The following is a 16,942-nucleotide window of genomic DNA, read 5'->3' on the forward strand; positions in this document are numbered from 1 at the left end:
CTTGCCCTGATCTTTTTCTTACACCCACTTGATCTTTTTCTTACAGCGTTTTAAAAATCAGGTGCGTTAGCCGTGATAGCTCGATGTCGCTTGTGTTTTTGCAATCCCCAAACAATTTCATAGCGGCTTCTTAAGAGGCTTGCCAGAGCCCCCCGAAGTCATCTATATTTTCAACATTAATTTTAAGAATAAGAACCCATGGCTAAAAAAGCCCTTTATCTTGCTGGAGGCGGTGCCCGCGGCGCCTATCAGGCCGGCGTATTGAAAGCCATCAGCACCATTCTCGGGGTTAAAAAGATACCCTTTGAGGTGATTAGCGGCGTCAGCGTGGGCAGTATCAATGCCGCAATCCTCGCCGAAAATGCGACGGATTTTCCAGCGGGCGTGGAAAAACTGGTGGGTCTTTGGGGAGAGATTTGCTGTTCGCAGATTTACAATGCAAGTAACTATGAATTAAGCAAATCGGTTTTCCGCAACCTAAGCCACATGATCATCAAGCAACGGCAATCCGGTTATTTGCTCAATACGCTCCCTTTGCATGATTTCATCAATACCAATGTCGATTTCGAGGCCATTGAACACCACATCATGGAGAATCACATTGAAACGCTTGAGGTCATCAGCAACTGTTATGAAACCCACCAAACCGTTTCTTTTTATCAGCATAATGATACCTTTTTTGAAGATTGGAATTACCCAAGGCATATGAGCGAACGCACCAACCTGAGAATGGAACACATCCTCGCCTCGGGTGCTCTGCCGTTGTTTTTCCCCAGCGTTAAAATCAATGGCCTTCATTATGGCGATGGCAGTATGGGACTGGTGTCTCCTTTGCGGGGGGCTATACGCTGTCAGGTGGAAAAAATTCTTATTCTTGGTACACGGCAATTGCCCGAAGCCACTAATACCGAAAAATTGCGCAATGGCGACATTGGTTTTGCGCATATTCTGGGCGGCATGTTAAATGGGTTGTTTCTGGATAATCTTGACCGCGATATCGAGCTCGTCAACCGCATGAATGACATTGCCCGTATGATTTCCTTATGGAAAAAACGCCGCTCCCCCTGGCGTCCCATTGAAACACTGCATTTACGGCCGAGCATCGACATGGCAGCCATTGCTCAGGAGCAATACAAAAACATGCCGGCGCTGCTGCGTTTTCTGTTAAACACCCTGGGTGCCAAAAGCCACTCAGGTGACTTGCTCAGTTTTCTCTTGTTTGAAAAGGAATTTACCAAAGAACTCATTCAGCTGGGATACGATGACACCATCACGGCCAAAGCGGTGGTTGAAGATTTCTTTTCTTAATTGTTCTTCTGCTGCCTGGCACGCAGCAGCGCCAACACGGCCGCCGTTTCCGGGAAATGGCCATGCCAGATAAAAAAGGCCTCCGCCGCCTGCTCGACTAACATGCCCAAACCATCGGCCGCCATGACGCCCTGCTGCCTTGCCCACATGACAAATGCCGTAGTCCCTTGCATTTTATACGATAAGTCATAGCAGAATGAATCGGCTTTGATTGCCGCGGCAGGCCAGATAACATTTTCCTGAAGCGTGCCGGCTGAGGTCGCATTGATCAGCAGGTCAAACGGCTCAACAGCCCCCCAGTTAAGGCAACGAATGGCAGGGAAATCAGCCTGTAAATCCTGGGCGCGCTTGAAGTTGCGGTTACTGACGGCAAGTCCGGCCACGCCTTCGGCAAGAAGGGGGGCGATAATCCCCCGCGCCGCGCCGCCTGCCCCTAAAATCAGAACCTGTTTGCCGGCAAGGGATGAGTGGGTTCTTAAATCGCGGATCAAACCAATACCATCCGTATTGTCCGCATGCAAATACCCTTCCTCCATCCATAAGGTATTGGCCGCCCGGGCTTCTCGGCAACGTGCAGTCACCTGCTCAGCCAGTTGATAGGCCTCCTCTTTAAACGGAAGGGTCACGTTCAGTCCTTTGCCGTCTGCCGCAAAAAAATCACGCACGGCCTTAACAAACTGGCCGGGTTCGACCGGCATTTTTTCATAGCTTAGCGGCGTGCCGCATTGCAGAGCAAACTGTTCGTGAATAAATGGCGATAAACTGTGGGCCACAGGATGGCCCATCACGGCATAACGGTTAATCATGACCCCTCTCTAATCTTTAAGACTCTTGCTGACAATTTCCTTGAGATCACGTGATAACTCCAGCGTGTTCAACTGGTTCAATTCATGATGCATTAATGCCTGCCTCGGTTTATTAAAACGCTTTAAGCGGGTAAATGGCGTCGCAAGCCGTGCAGTCACTTGCGGATTAATCTTGTCCAGCTCGACTAAAACAGCGGTTAAAAATTGATAGCCGCTGGCATTTAACGCATGGAAATGGCGGTAATTGCCCATGCAGAACGCACCAATCAAGGCGCGCACCTTGTTGGGATTTTTTAAAGAAAAGGCGGGATGATGCATTAATTTTTTCACCTGCTCAAGCGTGTTGGATGCCTCGCCTGTGGCCTGCACCGCGAACCATTTATCCAGCACCAGTTCATCCTGTTGCCACTGGGCATAAAAGCCCTCTACTGCCTCTTCCCGTATAGAGCTGTCCTGACAGTTGTTCAACAGGGCAAAACTGGCCATTTGATCAGTCATGGTTTTAGCCCTGGCAAATTGTTGCTGGACAAGGGGCAGGGCTTCCTTTTCCCGCGCCTTCATCATCAGCCACAGGCAGGTATTGCGCAATTTGCGCTGTTGGTAAGAATGGGCATCCATCTGATGTTTTTCTTCATCCCATAAGCGCTCATAGGTTTCAGCCAGCGAGCCATATAACGCGTCGCCTAAGGTGGCGCGATAAAAATCACGCGCGGACTCCACGGCATCGACATCAATTTCCTGCAGGGAAGAGGTTACCTCTTCGAAACAGGGCGGGTTTAAAAGCTCAGCCCGTAAAGCGCTATTGAGGGACTCATCCTTCAGCACGTGATGAAACGCCTGAAGCATGGGCGCGGGGATGGACCAGTGCCGGCGGTCAGTGTTTAATAACCCACCGATGCAATCAATCGCCAACTGCTGGGCGATGTCCCACTTGGCAAAGCCATCATTTTCAAAGCGAAGCAGGGCAAGCGACTCGTCCTGACTCATTTCACGTTTTAATTTGACTGGAGCAGAAAAATCCCGCAGCAAGGACACGTAAGGCTTATTTTTTAAGCCTGGAAAGGTGAAGTGTTGCTCTTGCTCGCGTAATTCAAGGACCTCTTTTTCCAAGGGAATCGGTAACCCATTTTCATCAAAGCAGGCGATACGCACCGGAATGTGGAACGGTTCTTTTTCACTTGACTCAGGCGTGGGCGGGCAATACTGACTTAAAATCAATGTCAGGCAATTATCCTTAAAGTCGGTCTTTGCAGTAATTTCCGGCGTACCGGCCTGACTGTACCAGCGCTTAAATTGCGTGAAGTCAACCTGGTTGGCCTCTTCCATCGCCGCCACAAAATCATTGATGGTGACCGCCTGGCCATCATGCCGCTTGAAATACAGATCCATGCCACGGCGAAAACCCGCCTTACCCAATAAGGTTTGCTGCATGCGAATGACTTCCGCACCCTTGTTATAAACGGTTGCTGTATAAAAGTTATTGATCTCCTGATAGGATTCAGGGCGTACCGGATGCGCCATGCTGCCCGCATCTTCCGGGAATTGCTGTGCCCTTAGCGCCTTGACATCCAGAATGCGATTGACATCGCGGGCATGCATATCGCGGGAAAACTCCTGATCGCGAAAAACCGTTAACCCTTCTTTCAAACTGAGTTGAAACCAATCGCGGCAGGTTACCCGATTGCCCGTCCAGTTATGAAAATATTCATGGCCAACCACCCCTTCGATATCAGAAAAATCCTGATCCGTCGCAGTATCGGGGCGTGCAAGAATGTATTTGGAATTAAAGATATTCAAGCCCTTGTTTTCCATTGCACCCATATTGAAATCGCTGACGGCGACAATCATGAAAATATCCAGATCATACTCGCGCCCATATTCTTCTTCATCCCAGCGCATGGCCCGCTTCAATGACTCCATCGCATGACTGCATTTGTCCTCGTTGCCGGGCTCCACGTAAATGCGTAAATCCACCGAGCGGCCTGAACAGGTGGTGAAGCAATCTTCAACGCAACTCAGATTGCCGGCCACCAGCGCAAACAGGTACGATGGTTTTTTAAATGGATCCTGCCAGATAACCCAGTGCCTGCCCTGATCCGAAAGACCTGAGTCGACTAAATTGCCGTTGGATAACAAGACCGGGTATTTGGCCTTGTCAGCGCATATCCGGGTTGTATACGTCGCCAGAACATCCGGTCTGTCCGGAAAATAGGTGATGCGGCGAAAACCTTCCGCTTCGCACTGCGTGCAAAACAGTTGATTGGAACGATACAGGCCGGAAAGTTTGGTGTTTTTCTGTGGATAAATGCGGGTTACAAGCGTCACCGTGGCTTCATCAGGGCAATTTTCGATGAGCAGGTTGCCATCAACAAAACGGTAATTTTTTTCCTCTGCCTGACGACCGTCGATGTGAAGGCTCACCAATTCAAGCTCATCACCAAACAGTTGCAGGGCACCGGCCGACTGGCGTTTGACCGTCATTTCATTGGTGACCAGCGTCTCATCGTCGAACAATTCAAAATTGAGATGAACGGTTTTAACCGAAAAAACAGGGGGTTGATAATTTTTCAAATAAACGGTGGTCTCTGGCATGAACATTGCTCCATTCTAGGTACAATTAATCTTAAATTATTAAAAACTGTATAAATAATGAGTTGATTCTTTTTAATTTTTTTATGCGTTAGCTCTACTTCGGGAACCATTTTGGTTCTATACTAAATTTAAGGATAGTTTGTCGCTTTTATCAGAGAAATGCAAAGTGGTAAAGGCAAAGGCGTGCGTTTCCCACCAGGGATTTTAGTGAAAGGGGATGGCTTATGAGCACAGAAGATTTTTTATCGAATTACACTCGACGCTTTGTTGACAACAAAGAAGAAGAGTTGACTCTCAATGAGTATCTGGAGTTGTGTAAGTCCGATCCAACGGCTTATGCCAACCCGGCGGAACGATTGTTGCTGGCCATCGGCGAGCCCGAATTAATTGACACACGTCACGATCCCGTCTTGTCACGTTTATTTTCCAACAAGGTCATTCACCGTTACCCGGTATTTAAAGAATTCTTCGGTATGGAAGAACCCATCGAACAAATCGTGGGGTTTTTAAAGCATGCGGCTCAGGGTTTGGAAGAAACCAAACAGGTTCTCTACCTGTTAGGCCCTGTTGGCGGCGGTAAGTCGTCACTGGCAGAAAAGCTTAAGGATTTGATGCAGAAAGTGCCATTTTACGCCATCAAAGGATCGCCGGTGTTTGATTCGCCGCTTTCCCTGTTTGACCCGGAAGAAGACGGTGACATTTTAAGAGAGCGCTACGGTATTCCCACCCGTCATCTGCGCTATGTCATGTCGCCCTGGGCCGTTAAGCGTCTGCAGGAATTCAACGGCGACATCAATCAATTTAAAGTGGTTAAATTAAAACCTTCCCGCTTAAAACAAATTGCCGTGTCCAAAACCGAACCCGGGGACGAAAATAATCAGGACATCTCCTCGCTGGTCGGTAAAGTCGATATCCGCAAACTGGAAGAATTTTCCCAGGATGATCCGGATGCCTACAGTTACTCCGGCGGCTTATGCCGCGCCAACCGCGGTATCATGGAGTTTGTGGAGATGTTCAAAGCGCCCATTAAGGTGCTTCATCCCCTGCTGACTGCAACCCAGGAAGGCAATTACAACGCCACCGAAGGCTTGTCCGCCATCCCCTTTGAAGGCATCATCCTCGCCCACTCGAATGAATCGGAATGGCAATCCTTCCGCAACAATAAAAACAATGAAGCATTTATTGACCGTATCAATATTGTCAAAGTCCCTTATTGTCTGCGTGTCTCTGAAGAAACCAGAATTTATCAGAAACTGCTGGATAACAGTTCGTTAAAGAGCGCCCCCTGCGCACCGGGCACACTGGATATGCTCGCACAATTCTCTGTGCTGACCCGTCTTAAAGAACCCCAAAACTCAAGCATTTATTCCAAAATGCGCGTTTATAACGGCGAAAGCCTCAAAGACACCGACCCTAAAGCCAAATCTTATCAGGAATACCGTGATTTTGCCGGCGTCGATGAGGGCATGAGCGGCATCTCCACCCGCTTTGCCTTCAAGATCCTGTCCAAGGTCTTTAACTTCGACCACACGGAAATCGCCGCCAACCCGGTGCATCTGCTCTATGTGCTGGAGCGTCAGATTGAGCAAGAGCAATTTCCGCAGGAATTGCATGAGAAATACCTGGCATTTATCAAAGAGCACCTGACCCACCGTTATGTTGAATTCATCGGCAAGGAGATTCAGACTGCTTATCTCGAATCCTATTCTGAATACGGTCAGAATATTTTCGATCGCTACATCACTTACGCTGATTTCTGGATTCAGGATCAGGATTACCGCGATCCGGATACGGGTGAAATTTTTGACAGGCCTTCATTAAACTCCGAATTGGAAAAAATTGAAAAGCCTGCCGGTATTTCCAATCCCAAGGACTTCCGCAACGAAGTGGTTAATTTCGTTTTACGTGCACGGGCGAATAACCATGGCAAAAATCCAATATGGAACAGTTATGAAAAATTGAAAACGGTCATTGAGAAAAAAATGTTTACCAATACCGAAGACTTGTTGCCTGTGATTTCTTTCAATGCCAAGGCATCCGAAGATGACAAAAAGAAACACGAGGAATTTATTGCCCGCATGGTTGACAAAGGATATACCCGCAAGCAAGTTCGATTACTTTGCGAATGGTATTTACGTGTACGCAAATCGCAATAACACCGGCATAAAGGGTTGTTTTTTCCTATTATTGAAAGAAGCAACCCGGATGCGGATAAGGATGTGGCCATGTCACAACTGATTGATCGACGCCAAAACGCCGGCAAAAAAAGCACGGTGAACCGCCAGCGCTTTCTTCGCCGCTATAAAAACCAGATAAAACGAGCGGTCTCTGACGCCGTAGGTAAGCGAAGCATTACCGAAATTGATCAAGGCGAACAAATCAGTATTCCGGCAAGAGATATTTCCGAACCCCGCTTTCATCGCGGCCAGGGCGGCCGCATTGAGCGGGTATTACCCGGTAATGATCAATTCATTACCGGTGACCGGATTAAACGCCCGTCAGAAAGCGGAGCCGGCGGCAGCGGCGGCCAGGCCAGCGACAGCGGCGAAGGGGAAGATGATTTCGTTTTCCAACTGTCCCGCGAAGAATTCCTTGAAATTTATTTTGAAGATCTCGAATTGCCGGATTTGGTTAAAAAGGAACTGGCCCGCCTGACCACTTATAAAACGGTGCGGGCAGGCGTGACCAGCAGCGGCATTCCCAGTAACATCAATGTGGTGCGCTCAATGCGCCAGGCAACGGGCCGACGTGTTGCCCTGTCTTCCCCCTACAAACGGCAATTGCGTGAAGCTGAAGACGAACTCGCCAGACTTGAGGCCGACCCGTCCCCGGATCAGGACACCGTGGTTAAACTCAGGCATACGGTTGAATTCTTAAGACGCAAGATTCAAGCCGTGCCGTTCATCGACACCATTGACTTGCGCTACAATCACCGGATTCGCATTCCTTCACCGTCAACCCAGGCTGTTATGTTTTGTGTCATGGACGTTTCCGGTTCCATGGATGAAGCCAAAAAGGATATTGCCAAGCGCTTTTTTATTCTTCTCTACCTCTTCCTGACAAAAAACTACGAAAAAATCGAACTGGTTTTTATCCGCCACCACACCTCAGCCAAGGAAGTGAATGAAGAAGAATTTTTCTATTCACGTGAAACAGGCGGTACGGTTGTATCCAGTGCGCTTGAACTCCTGCATACCATCATCGATGCCCGTTACCCGCCTTCCTCATGGAATATTTATGTCGCCCAGGCATCCGATGGGGATAACTGGAATGCCGATTCGCCCTATTGCCAGGAGCTGCTGCAGGAAAAAATCATGCCCTTGCTGCAATATTTTGCCTACATTGAAATCATGCCCCGCCATCATCAGAGCCTTTGGGAAGTTTATCAGCAGGTTAAAAATAATTACCCTAACTTTGCGATGGAAAACATCGATAATGTCACCGATATTTACCCTGTATTTCGTGAGTTATTCAAAAGGAAAACGGTATGAGGAAAAAACCGATATCAACAGGTGCGGAATGGACCTTTGAATTAATTCAAACTTACGATAAGGAAATCGGCCGTCTGGCCGCTGATTTCAAGCTGGACACCTACCCCAATCAGATTGAAATCATTACCGCTGAACAGATGATGGATGCCTATGCCTCCGTGGGCATGCCGATTGGCTATCACCACTGGTCTTTTGGCAAGCATTTCGTAGGTGTTGAAAAAAGTTACAAGCGGGGCCAGATGGGTTTAGCCTACGAATTGGTGATTAATTCCAATCCCTGCATCTCTTATTTGATGGAAGAAAATACCATGGCCATGCAAGCCCTGGTTATCGCCCATGCCTGTTATGGCCATAATTCTTTTTTCAAAAACAATTACCTGTTTAAGATGTGGACCTCTGCGGATGCCATCATCGATTATCTGGTCTTTGCCAGAAATTACATCAGCCAGTGCGAGGAACGGCATGGCATTGATGAAGTGGAAGCGGTCCTCGATGCCTGTCATGCCTTGATGAATTACGGGGTTGACCGTTACAAACACCCCGCCACCCTGTCGATTCAGGAAGAAAAGATAAGGCAGCAAAACCGCGAAATGTATTTGCAGTCCCAGGTGAATGAATTGTGGCGAACCATTCCGCAAAGCAAACACGTGGATGCCAATGGCCATAAAAAGCGCTTCCCGGAAGAGCCACAGGAAAATATCCTTTATTTCATCGAAAAAAATGCGCCGTTGCTCGAATCCTGGCAACGCGAAATTGTGCGCATTGTCCGTAAAATAGCCCAATACTTTTATCCCCAGGGGCAAACGAAAGTGATGAATGAGGGGTGGGCTTGTTTCTGGCACTATACCCTGCTGCATGCCCTTTATGATGAAGGCTTGGTCACGGATGAGTTTATGCTGGAAATCCTGCAAAGCCATACCAATGTGATCATGCAGCCGCCTTTTAACAGTCCCTATTACAGCGGCATCAACCCCTATACGTTGGGGTACCACATGATGCAGGACATCAAACGCATTTGCGAATCCCCCACGGAAGAAGACAAACGCTGGTTCCCGTTCCTCGTCAATACGGACTGGTTGAGCAGTCTTGATACCGCCATGCGTAATTTTAAAGACGAAAGCTTTATCGCCCAGTACCTGTCCCCGCGCTTAATCCGCGAATTAAAATTATTCCACATCGTGGATGATGACAGGCAGCCTGAGCTCATTATCGGCGCTATTCATGATGAATCGGGCTATCAAATCATCCGTGAATCACTCTCGTCGCAATACAATCTGGGGAATCTGGAACCGGATATCCAGGTGTACTCCGTCGATGTGGCCGGCGATCGCTCGCTCACCCTGCGATACACCCAGCAAAACCGTATCCCTCTGGGTGAGAGCACGGACGAAGTATTAAAACACTTGCACACCTTGTGGAAATTTCCAGTTATTCTGCAGGCAGTGGATGCGGATGGCCAGATTCTTCAGGAATATCATTGCCCGCCGCTGCCAGCCACAAAAAGCGGCAAAGAAATCCATTAGCGATAGAAAACCTTCCCCCTCAAAAGGAGAGGCGCTGGCTGGTTTGATCTCAATCTAAATGAAAAGATAACCTGTCCTGGGACAGGTTATCAATGTGACCAGTCATTTTGTATCCATATACCGGTCACACAAGAGGGTTAACGCTTATTCACTTGCTAATTCAATGGCGAAAGCCAAACCTAAACGGGTGAAATTCGTCATGTGTTCAAGGCTTATCAGCGACATGGTATCCGATGACGTATGGATATAAGGATTGTGATCATCGAAGCTGGTTTCACAAGGGAACGCAGCGGGAATACCCTCGTCCGTCCATGATGCATGATCACTGCAACCATAGCCACAGCGGGAATAATTGACAGGCACTTTCACGTAATGATTGATTAACGAAGCGACAAAATCACTGAGTTTTTTATCGGTGTAATCCTTAAACACCCAGATGGTTTGATCATTTGGATCATTACGGTAACCCGTCATATCAAATTGAATCGCCGCTTTAACCGGAATGGATTTATTCATGAATTCTTCAACGACGTGCTGGGAACCGACAAGGCCACGCTCCTCGGCTGCATACCAGATAATGTAGACGGGACGTTTCAAGGGTTGATTGCTCGCCAACAGCACGCGCGCAATTTCCATGACGCTTGACGATCCGCTGCCATCATCACCGGCGCCGGGCATACGGCCATCCAGTGTATCCATGTGGGCGCCAATGACAATCCCGGGGGCTTTAATGTCTTTACCAATCACCGTAACCACCGAGGGTTGTTTATACCAGCCGGTTTTAACCAGATACGTGTCCGTGTCCTTACGGCCGTACTCTGTCGCCATTTTTTCAAAACTGGCCTTTAACCAATTGGCGGTTTCAACACCGGTATCCTTGGTGGCAGAGCGGTTATGATAACTGGTTAAATGGGTCAGTGTATCCCAGATGTTATTGGCATTCACCTGCGCCAGTACAGCATCCACTTCAGCTTGATGCTTAATCTCGTAATTGTCTGCCTGTATTGTCTTTTTAGGGGCTGCATTCAACAGGGCTTGTGCTTTTTCAGGCAATAAGCCGGCTTTGGCACGGGCCAATTTGTGGCTTACATTGATGTAATGCCCGCAGCCCACTTTATCGGCGAGACGCGTGATGGTGTCCAAATCGTCTGAAGGGACAGAAATAATTTTAAAGCGGCGGTTTTCAGCCAGAACGGGGTATTCGCTTGATAATTGACTGGCCAGGCATTGAGGAACCTGTAACTGTTCATTCATTACAACGGGCTTGGCAACAACGGGGCCTGCGAGGGCAACGCTTGCGGAAAGACCGATCATCCATTGTTTCAGACGCATTATTTCTCCTTAATAATAAAATGCCCTTTGATAGTACATGATGATCGCCATGTTGCAACTTCTTTTTTTTAAGATGAATTAAACGATCACAATGATTATTTTTGCATCGACTTTGTTGATAATCATTTTCATTTGTTATAAAGTACCACGGCTTGTTCAAATGCCCAGGTGAATGATGAAAACAAAAAAAATTCCATATTATCTTTTTCTGTTCCTGTTAACCGCCGGCGCCAGCCTGATTTTAGGCTTTTTAAGCTTTGGCGGCATGTATGCCCTGTTACCCGTTTTACCTCTTGCTTTCGCAGCCTTTGGCCTGTCCGTGGCTTACGAAGGTGAAATTTATTTTCAAAACATTAAGGGCGCATTTAATAAAATAACCGGACGTGATTATTTGAAGCGTCATCTTGCCAACCAGTACTTACTGGAAAAATTCCCCAGCGACGATGCGTTTAAAAACCCGCAGGAACCCATTCCGCCATTTTTCATTGATTATCGCGCACAGCTGCTGGAATTAGAGAAATTCAAGCATGTCAAACTCAATGCCGCCAGCCGTAAACGTAAAAAGCAATTAAAACAACGCCTGCGCGACATGGAAAACTGGTTTGCGCTGCAACTCTTCGCCAAAGACGATGATGACGCAATACTCCCGCTCACGCCCTACGAACGTGAGTTACGCGAGTGGCTTAAGAAAAATCAACAGCAGGAAAGTCAGGATTTATTGCTAAGCCGCCAACGCCTTTACCGCGCAGTGCAGGTATTCAGCGTCTTAGCCGCATTGTTTATGGGCTTAGGCACCACCTATTTGTTAGTCGGTGAGTTTGCCACCATTCCCCTGTTGGCCAGCATTCCTTTCGGCTTTCTGCCGGCCATCATTCTGCCCATGGCCATTATCGCCGGTACAGCCTATGGCTTTCTCACTTACAATGCCATCACCGATATGATTAATAACGATACCCTGCGCAAATGGTATCGACGTCTTCGCGATGATTTTAAACATGGCATCACCGTAAAAAATGTCTTTATGGCAGCCACTGCCGTACTCCTGCTGGCATTGGCCACCGCTTTGACCATCTGCACAGCCGGCACCTGGTGGACCGTGGCTAAAAATGCCCAACCCCTGTTTAGCTGGATGGTGAAAATACCCAGTTTTGTCATGGGGGTCATTAATCCCATCATTACCGGCTTTTCGGCCTTGATCTTCAACCTCGAAAATACCGCCGATTCGTTGAATATTATTTATTCCGCATTAAACAGCGGCCGTAATTTTTTCCAGCGCATGGCAACCCGGTTTGGTAAATGGTGCGAAGAGTTGTATGCGCGGGAAAACTGGGCGCAGATTCTTAACCCCTTTCGCCTATTATTGAAATTAACCATTGTGCCATTACGCATTCTGTTCTTTTTTGGGCACTTAATCAGCATTGGCGTCACCGCAGACAGGGTCCCTGGAATTCCTGAAATTCTCTCGGCCATCTTAGGTATCATTAGCGAAGGATTTGAGGACATGCATTATTTTATGTCCCATTCACACGATCACAAACACGCTGATTTTGATGATGTCCTTAAAGAACACCTGGGGAAAGAACAAGGGCACTCTCATGACGCGGATTTGCCAACCCGATTGCTGAAATTCATTTTTATACCCATCTACTTCCTGGCAGCCTTGTGGGATTATGGATTTAGCCAATTGAATAAACCAGAGGTCAATCACCGCAGCCCGCTGGCCGATTTCAAGGGTGCCTGGAATAAGCAGCGTGGCAATCCCTTTGATTCGGAAACCGAAGAGAATGTATTGGTGCAAAATCAGCCCTCCGCTGCCTGGAAAACCGAGCAGGCCCTTTATCATGTCGACCTTTACCGGCAAGAGCATTTCAAAGCCACCCTGTTAAAGCGCGATGTGGCCAATGAGAAAGAACAGGCTCTTCAAAACCTCGGCCACTCATTACGAGGCGGGGAAGATGTCCAAACCTTGCTCACCAACGAGGCCGAGAAGCCGGTTTACCAAACGCATCGCTTTTTCGGCAAGGGTCCGACCAAAACAGAGGAATTCTTAAAAAAGTTATCGGACCAAATGTCCCCTGCGGCCTAGTTGACCGCCTGGATTTTAGCCCCTTCAGGGGCTTTTATCCGGGTGCTTTTCTACATCACGTCAACAGATTTTTTAACCCCTGCAAATGCGAGCGCGCCAATGCCCTGGATTGCGCTTCATTGCGCTCTTTGTTTTTGCCAAACCATTCGAGATGATCCTCTGGTAATTCGTCCAAAAACCGGCTGGGCAGACAATCCTGCAATTCACCGCCGCGCCGCCTCTGCTTAGCCAGCGTGAAGCACAGCCCTTTTTGAGCACGGGTAATGCCGACATAGGCAAGCCGGCGCTCCTCATCAATCTGATCCTCGTCAATACTTACGCGATGGGGCAGTAACTCTTCTTCCATACCCACCAGATACACATAGGGAAACTCCAGTCCTTTGGAGGCATGCAGGGTCAGCAATTGCACGGTTTCCCGATCATGCTCATCTGCCTGTTCCAGGATATCAATCAAAATTAATTTGTTGATAACATCTGCCAACGTTGGACTCTCCTCTTTGGATAACAAACGGCCGACCCATTCCAGCAACTCCAGGACATTGTCCATGCGCTTTTGTGCCTTGGCCGGGGCATCGCTCTGCTCGTAAAGGTAGGCTTCATAGCCGCTTTCTTCCACCATCTGACGCAGGGGTTCAATACTGCCATCGCCAAGGCGCGACTTTATTTTTTCCAGCCACTGCTTAAATTGGACCAGGGCTGCACGCGGTTTGTCAGTAAGCCGTTCGCTTAATGCCAGGTGATCGGCTGCCGTGTAGAGGCTATGCCCGCGAGCATGGGCATAATCGCTGAGCACATCAAGACTGGCCTCGCCAATGCCGCGCTTGGGGGTATTGATGGCACGCAAAAACGCGGCATTGTCGTGTTCATTACTGAGCAGTTTAAGATAAGCCAGTATATCTTTGACTTCTGTGCGGGCAAACCAGGATTGCCCGCCGCTTATCCGATAGGCGATGCCATGATGGCGAAGCGCTTTTTCAAACACCCGCGACTGGTGGTTGCCGCGGTATAAGATGGCATAGTCGCCGTACTCATTTCCCATCTTAAGTTTGTGGCTGATTAAATCGGCCACCACGTGTTCCGCTTCGTCCTGTTCATCGCGGCAACACAGCACCCTGAGCATCTCGCCGTGGCCTAAATCACTCCACAGGCGTTTGTCAAAGAGATGCGCATTGTTGGCAATCAGGGTATTGGCCACATGCAGAATGCGGCTGGTAGAGCGGTAGTTCTGTTCCAGTTTGATGACGTTTAATTGGGGGTAATCTTTCTGCAATTGCGCCAGGTTTTCCGGACGTGCGCCACGCCAGGCATAAATGGACTGATCATCATCGCCCACCACGGTAAACTGGGCGCGCACCCCGGTTAACAACCGCACCAATTCATATTGACTGGTATTGGAATCCTGGTATTCATCGATGAGGAGATGACGGATTTGATTCTGCCAGCGCTCCCGCACCTCGGCATGCTCCATCAGCAAGTTCACCGGCAACCGGATCAAATCATCAAAATCCACGGCATTATAAGCTTTCAATGCTTGCTGGTAATCCGGATAAATCCGTGCAGCCTCCTCGGCGTGAGGGGATGGGCTAAAGGCGGCGGTATGGATTTTTTCAGGGGAAAGCAGTTGATTCTTCCAATGCGAAATCTGATGCTGAATCTGCATGACATAATCCCGTTCATTGGCTTTTCCAGCCGGCAATAACCCCCGCAGCAATTGCAACCCATCCTCGGCATCAAAAATGGAAAAACCCGCTTTCAGGCCGACTAACGCCAACTCTCGTTTTAAAATGCCAAGACCCAGGGTATGGAACGTTGCGATTTTCAAACCGCGCCGTTTACCCGCAGGCAGGGTCGCCGCTACCCGCTCCCGCATTTCATTTGCTGCCTTGTTGGTAAAGGTCACGGCATATACCGTGGCCGGCGCGTAGCCGCATTGTTCAATCAAATAGGCGATTTTTTGGGTAATAACCCGTGTCTTGCCGCTTCCGGCACCGGCAAGCACCAGCAAAGGCCCGCCGATGTAGGTGACAGCCGCCATTTGTTGTGGATTAAGCTTCATAACCTCTCGCCAAAAAAGTGGCATTATCGCGCGTCAAATGCAGGCAGGCAATGAACTTTGTGCTAGAATCTGTCTTTTTATCTTAGCGATTCATGATGAGAGAACCAGATACCCTGCAAGGCTTTATTTTTGAAAACGAAACCATACGTGGCGCTATTGCCCATCTTGATGACAGTTTTCAAGCCATCATGCAACAACGCCCCTACCCCCCCATGGTGCGTAATTTATTGGGCGAAGCCTTGATTTCCTGCCTGCTGCTTGCCGGCAGCGTTAAATTTGAGGGCGAAATCAGTTTGCAGTTTCAGGGGGATAATCGCCTGCCCCTGCTGCTGGTCCAATGCGATCATCGCTTAAACCTGCGCGGTTTTGCCAAATTTGAGCCTGACCTTGAGATTGCTGATTACGCCGAAGCCTTTCTTCAGGGCCAGATGGCGCTAACCATTAATCAATACAATCAGACCCAGGCCTATCAAAGCGTCGTACCGCTTCACTCCACCGCCATGAGTGAAAATTTAATGCATTATTTTGCCCAATCCGAACAGATTGCCACCCGGGTCTGGCTGGCGGTCAATGACGAACGCGCCGCCGGCATGCTTTTGCAGCTCTTGCCCGGGCAATCAGACAGCCAGCAGCGGGAACATTTCTGGGAATACGCCGTGCAATTGGGTCAGACAGTCAGCGAACAGGAATTACTGACACTCGACAATCAAACCCTGCTTTTCAGGCTGTATCATGAGACAGAAGTTCGCTTGTTCCCAAGCCGCGAAGCCCGCTTTCAATGCCGCTGCAATACGGAAAAAATGAAGCAGGTCATTGGCGTACTTGGCGAACAGGAGGCCCAGCAATTGTTGCAGGAGCAGGGGAAGATTGAGATTGCCTGTGACTTTTGCAATAGCCATTATCCATTTGATGCCATTGATATCGCGCTGTTGTTTAGAAAGTAAGCCACAAGGCATACCAACGGTTTATTAATCAGATAAACCCCATCAGGCATTTAAAGAAAATTGTTGCACTGTCTCAGCCAAGCCATCCAGCTTCTGACTGGAGTCCGTCTTGAAGAACATCAATTTCCTGTTAGCATCCTGAGTGTAGGTTCCTTTCACTCGATCAATTAAATTACTGAAAAAAGCAATACAATCATTAAAGTACTCTTTCACTCCCCGATGATTTTCCAATTCCCCACGTGCGCTTTTGATGGCGGCATCGGCCTTGGTTATAAAGACTGTTACATCTTTTTGTTGTTGATAATTCGTATATTGTTCACTGAGTGTTTCATGCAGGGTCTTGGCTGCTTCATAAGCCAATTGGTATTTTTCCGGATTCTTTTTGCTCGCTTTTTTAAACGCCGCCACTTTCTTGTCGAATGCCTCTAATTGCCTCTCAAACTTTTCTTCCAGGAACTTAAGCATCTCAACTGATGCCGAAGCCTTGGCGGTGATACTTTTATATTCCAAAACAATAACCTTAGGTAATTTTTTAAGCGACTCCTTAGGAGGCAACACGTTAGCCTGATGGTAGGCCTTAATAAAATTTAAGCGTTCCTGATGGGTAATAAGCTTATGTTTTTCGAACACGCGCAGGATTTTATTTAATAATTGAACTGTTATTGTCACAGCAAATTGCGCATGGTAATGAGGGTTATCCAAATCGAAATCATCCTGATGGTAGCAGCTGTGATCATTATCTTCACGATGCACATAACGTTTAACGCCAAGCTCTTTTGCCATTAAATCGACAGCACTCTTCAC

At 48.2% G+C, this 16,942-nt stretch carries 11 protein-coding genes; 6 read left to right on the forward strand and 5 right to left on the reverse strand.

Going from position 1 to position 16,942, the window contains the following annotated elements; genetic code table 11:
• Positions 1-198 precede the first annotated feature (198 nt).
• Positions 199-1,308: a patatin-like phospholipase family protein gene (locus tag Lery_RS03285; protein ID WP_058525834.1), complete on the forward strand. Its 1,110-nt coding sequence runs from the start codon at positions 199-201 to the stop codon at positions 1,306-1,308.
• Here the strand turns inward: Lery_RS03285 and aroE are convergent.
• Both aroE and pepN read right to left on the reverse strand, forming a co-directional pair.
• Positions 1,305-2,114 (reverse strand): shikimate dehydrogenase, encoded by an 810-nt coding sequence (aroE, locus tag Lery_RS03290; RefSeq protein ID WP_058525835.1) that lies wholly within the window; start codon positions 2,112-2,114, stop codon positions 1,305-1,307. The two genes, Lery_RS03285 and aroE, sit on opposite strands and share 4 nt — an antisense overlap.
• 9 nt (positions 2,115-2,123) lie before the next feature.
• Positions 2,124-4,706, reverse strand: a complete 2,583-nt coding sequence (pepN, locus tag Lery_RS03295; protein ID WP_058525836.1) for an aminopeptidase N — start codon at positions 4,704-4,706, stop codon at positions 2,124-2,126.
• 224 nt (positions 4,707-4,930) lie between these two features.
• On the opposite strand from pepN, the gene Lery_RS03300 reads away from it, so the two are divergent.
• From Lery_RS03300 to Lery_RS03310, 3 genes are all read left to right on the forward strand, one after another.
• On the forward strand, positions 4,931-6,862 hold the full coding sequence (locus Lery_RS03300) for a PrkA family serine protein kinase (RefSeq protein ID WP_058525837.1): 1,932 nt from the start codon (positions 4,931-4,933) through the stop codon (positions 6,860-6,862).
• Between the two features lie 69 nt (positions 6,863-6,931).
• Positions 6,932-8,197 (forward strand): YeaH/YhbH family protein, encoded by a 1,266-nt coding sequence (locus Lery_RS03305; RefSeq protein WP_058525838.1) that lies wholly within the window; start codon positions 6,932-6,934, stop codon positions 8,195-8,197.
• Entirely contained in the window at positions 8,194-9,720 is a 1,527-nt protein-coding gene (locus tag Lery_RS03310) for a SpoVR family protein (protein ID WP_058525839.1), read from the forward strand. The genes Lery_RS03305 and Lery_RS03310 overlap by 4 nt, the downstream gene beginning before the upstream one ends.
• Before the next feature lie 144 nt (positions 9,721-9,864).
• Here Lery_RS03310 and lapA read toward each other — a convergent pair whose 3' ends face one another.
• Positions 9,865-11,052 carry an aminopeptidase LapA gene (gene lapA, locus Lery_RS03315; protein WP_058525840.1) on the reverse strand — a complete coding sequence of 396 codons (1,188 nt, stop codon included), beginning with the start codon at positions 11,050-11,052 and terminating at the stop codon, positions 9,865-9,867.
• 172 nt (positions 11,053-11,224) lie between these two features.
• Here lapA and Lery_RS03320 point away from each other — a divergent pair, with 172 nt between their 5' ends.
• A complete protein-coding gene (locus Lery_RS03320; RefSeq protein ID WP_058525841.1) occupies positions 11,225-13,138 on the forward strand; it encodes a hypothetical protein in 1,914 nt (637 codons plus the stop codon).
• Positions 13,139-13,193: 55 nt separating this feature from the next.
• Here Lery_RS03320 and Lery_RS03325 read toward each other — a convergent pair whose 3' ends face one another.
• Positions 13,194-15,194 carry a UvrD-helicase domain-containing protein gene (locus tag Lery_RS03325; RefSeq protein WP_058525842.1) on the reverse strand — a complete coding sequence of 667 codons (2,001 nt, stop codon included), beginning with the start codon at positions 15,192-15,194 and terminating at the stop codon, positions 13,194-13,196.
• Between the two features lie 95 nt (positions 15,195-15,289).
• Between Lery_RS03325 and hslO the strand changes: the two genes are divergently transcribed.
• Complete coding sequence (hslO, locus tag Lery_RS03330; RefSeq protein WP_058525843.1) at positions 15,290-16,138, forward strand: Hsp33 family molecular chaperone HslO; 849 nt, start codon at positions 15,290-15,292, stop codon at positions 16,136-16,138.
• Between the two features lie 42 nt (positions 16,139-16,180).
• On the opposite strand, the gene Lery_RS03335 is transcribed toward hslO, so the two are convergent.
• Complete coding sequence (locus Lery_RS03335; RefSeq protein WP_058525844.1) at positions 16,181-16,942, reverse strand: hypothetical protein; 762 nt, start codon at positions 16,940-16,942, stop codon at positions 16,181-16,183.

Source organism: Legionella erythra (assembly GCF_001467615.1).
Taxonomy (GTDB): domain Bacteria; phylum Pseudomonadota; class Gammaproteobacteria; order Legionellales; family Legionellaceae; genus Legionella_C; species Legionella_C erythra.

Coding starts and splice junctions, on each gene's coding strand:
- Lery_RS03285 (WP_058525834.1), top strand. CDS start 199: ATGGCTAAAAAAGCCCTTTATCTTGCTGGAGGCGGTGCCCGCGGCGCC.
- aroE (WP_058525835.1), bottom strand. CDS start 2,114: ATGATTAACCGTTATGCCGTGATGGGCCATCCTGTGGCCCACAGTTTA.
- pepN (WP_058525836.1), bottom strand. CDS start 4,706: ATGCCAGAGACCACCGTTTATTTGAAAAATTATCAACCCCCTGTTTTT.
- Lery_RS03300 (WP_058525837.1), top strand. CDS start 4,931: ATGAGCACAGAAGATTTTTTATCGAATTACACTCGACGCTTTGTTGAC.
- Lery_RS03305 (WP_058525838.1), top strand. CDS start 6,932: ATGTCACAACTGATTGATCGACGCCAAAACGCCGGCAAAAAAAGCACG.
- Lery_RS03310 (WP_058525839.1), top strand. CDS start 8,194: ATGAGGAAAAAACCGATATCAACAGGTGCGGAATGGACCTTTGAATTA.
- lapA (WP_058525840.1), bottom strand. CDS start 11,052: ATGCGTCTGAAACAATGGATGATCGGTCTTTCCGCAAGCGTTGCCCTC.
- Lery_RS03320 (WP_058525841.1), top strand. CDS start 11,225: ATGATGAAAACAAAAAAAATTCCATATTATCTTTTTCTGTTCCTGTTA.
- Lery_RS03325 (WP_058525842.1), bottom strand. CDS start 15,194: ATGAAGCTTAATCCACAACAAATGGCGGCTGTCACCTACATCGGCGGG.
- hslO (WP_058525843.1), top strand. CDS start 15,290: ATGAGAGAACCAGATACCCTGCAAGGCTTTATTTTTGAAAACGAAACC.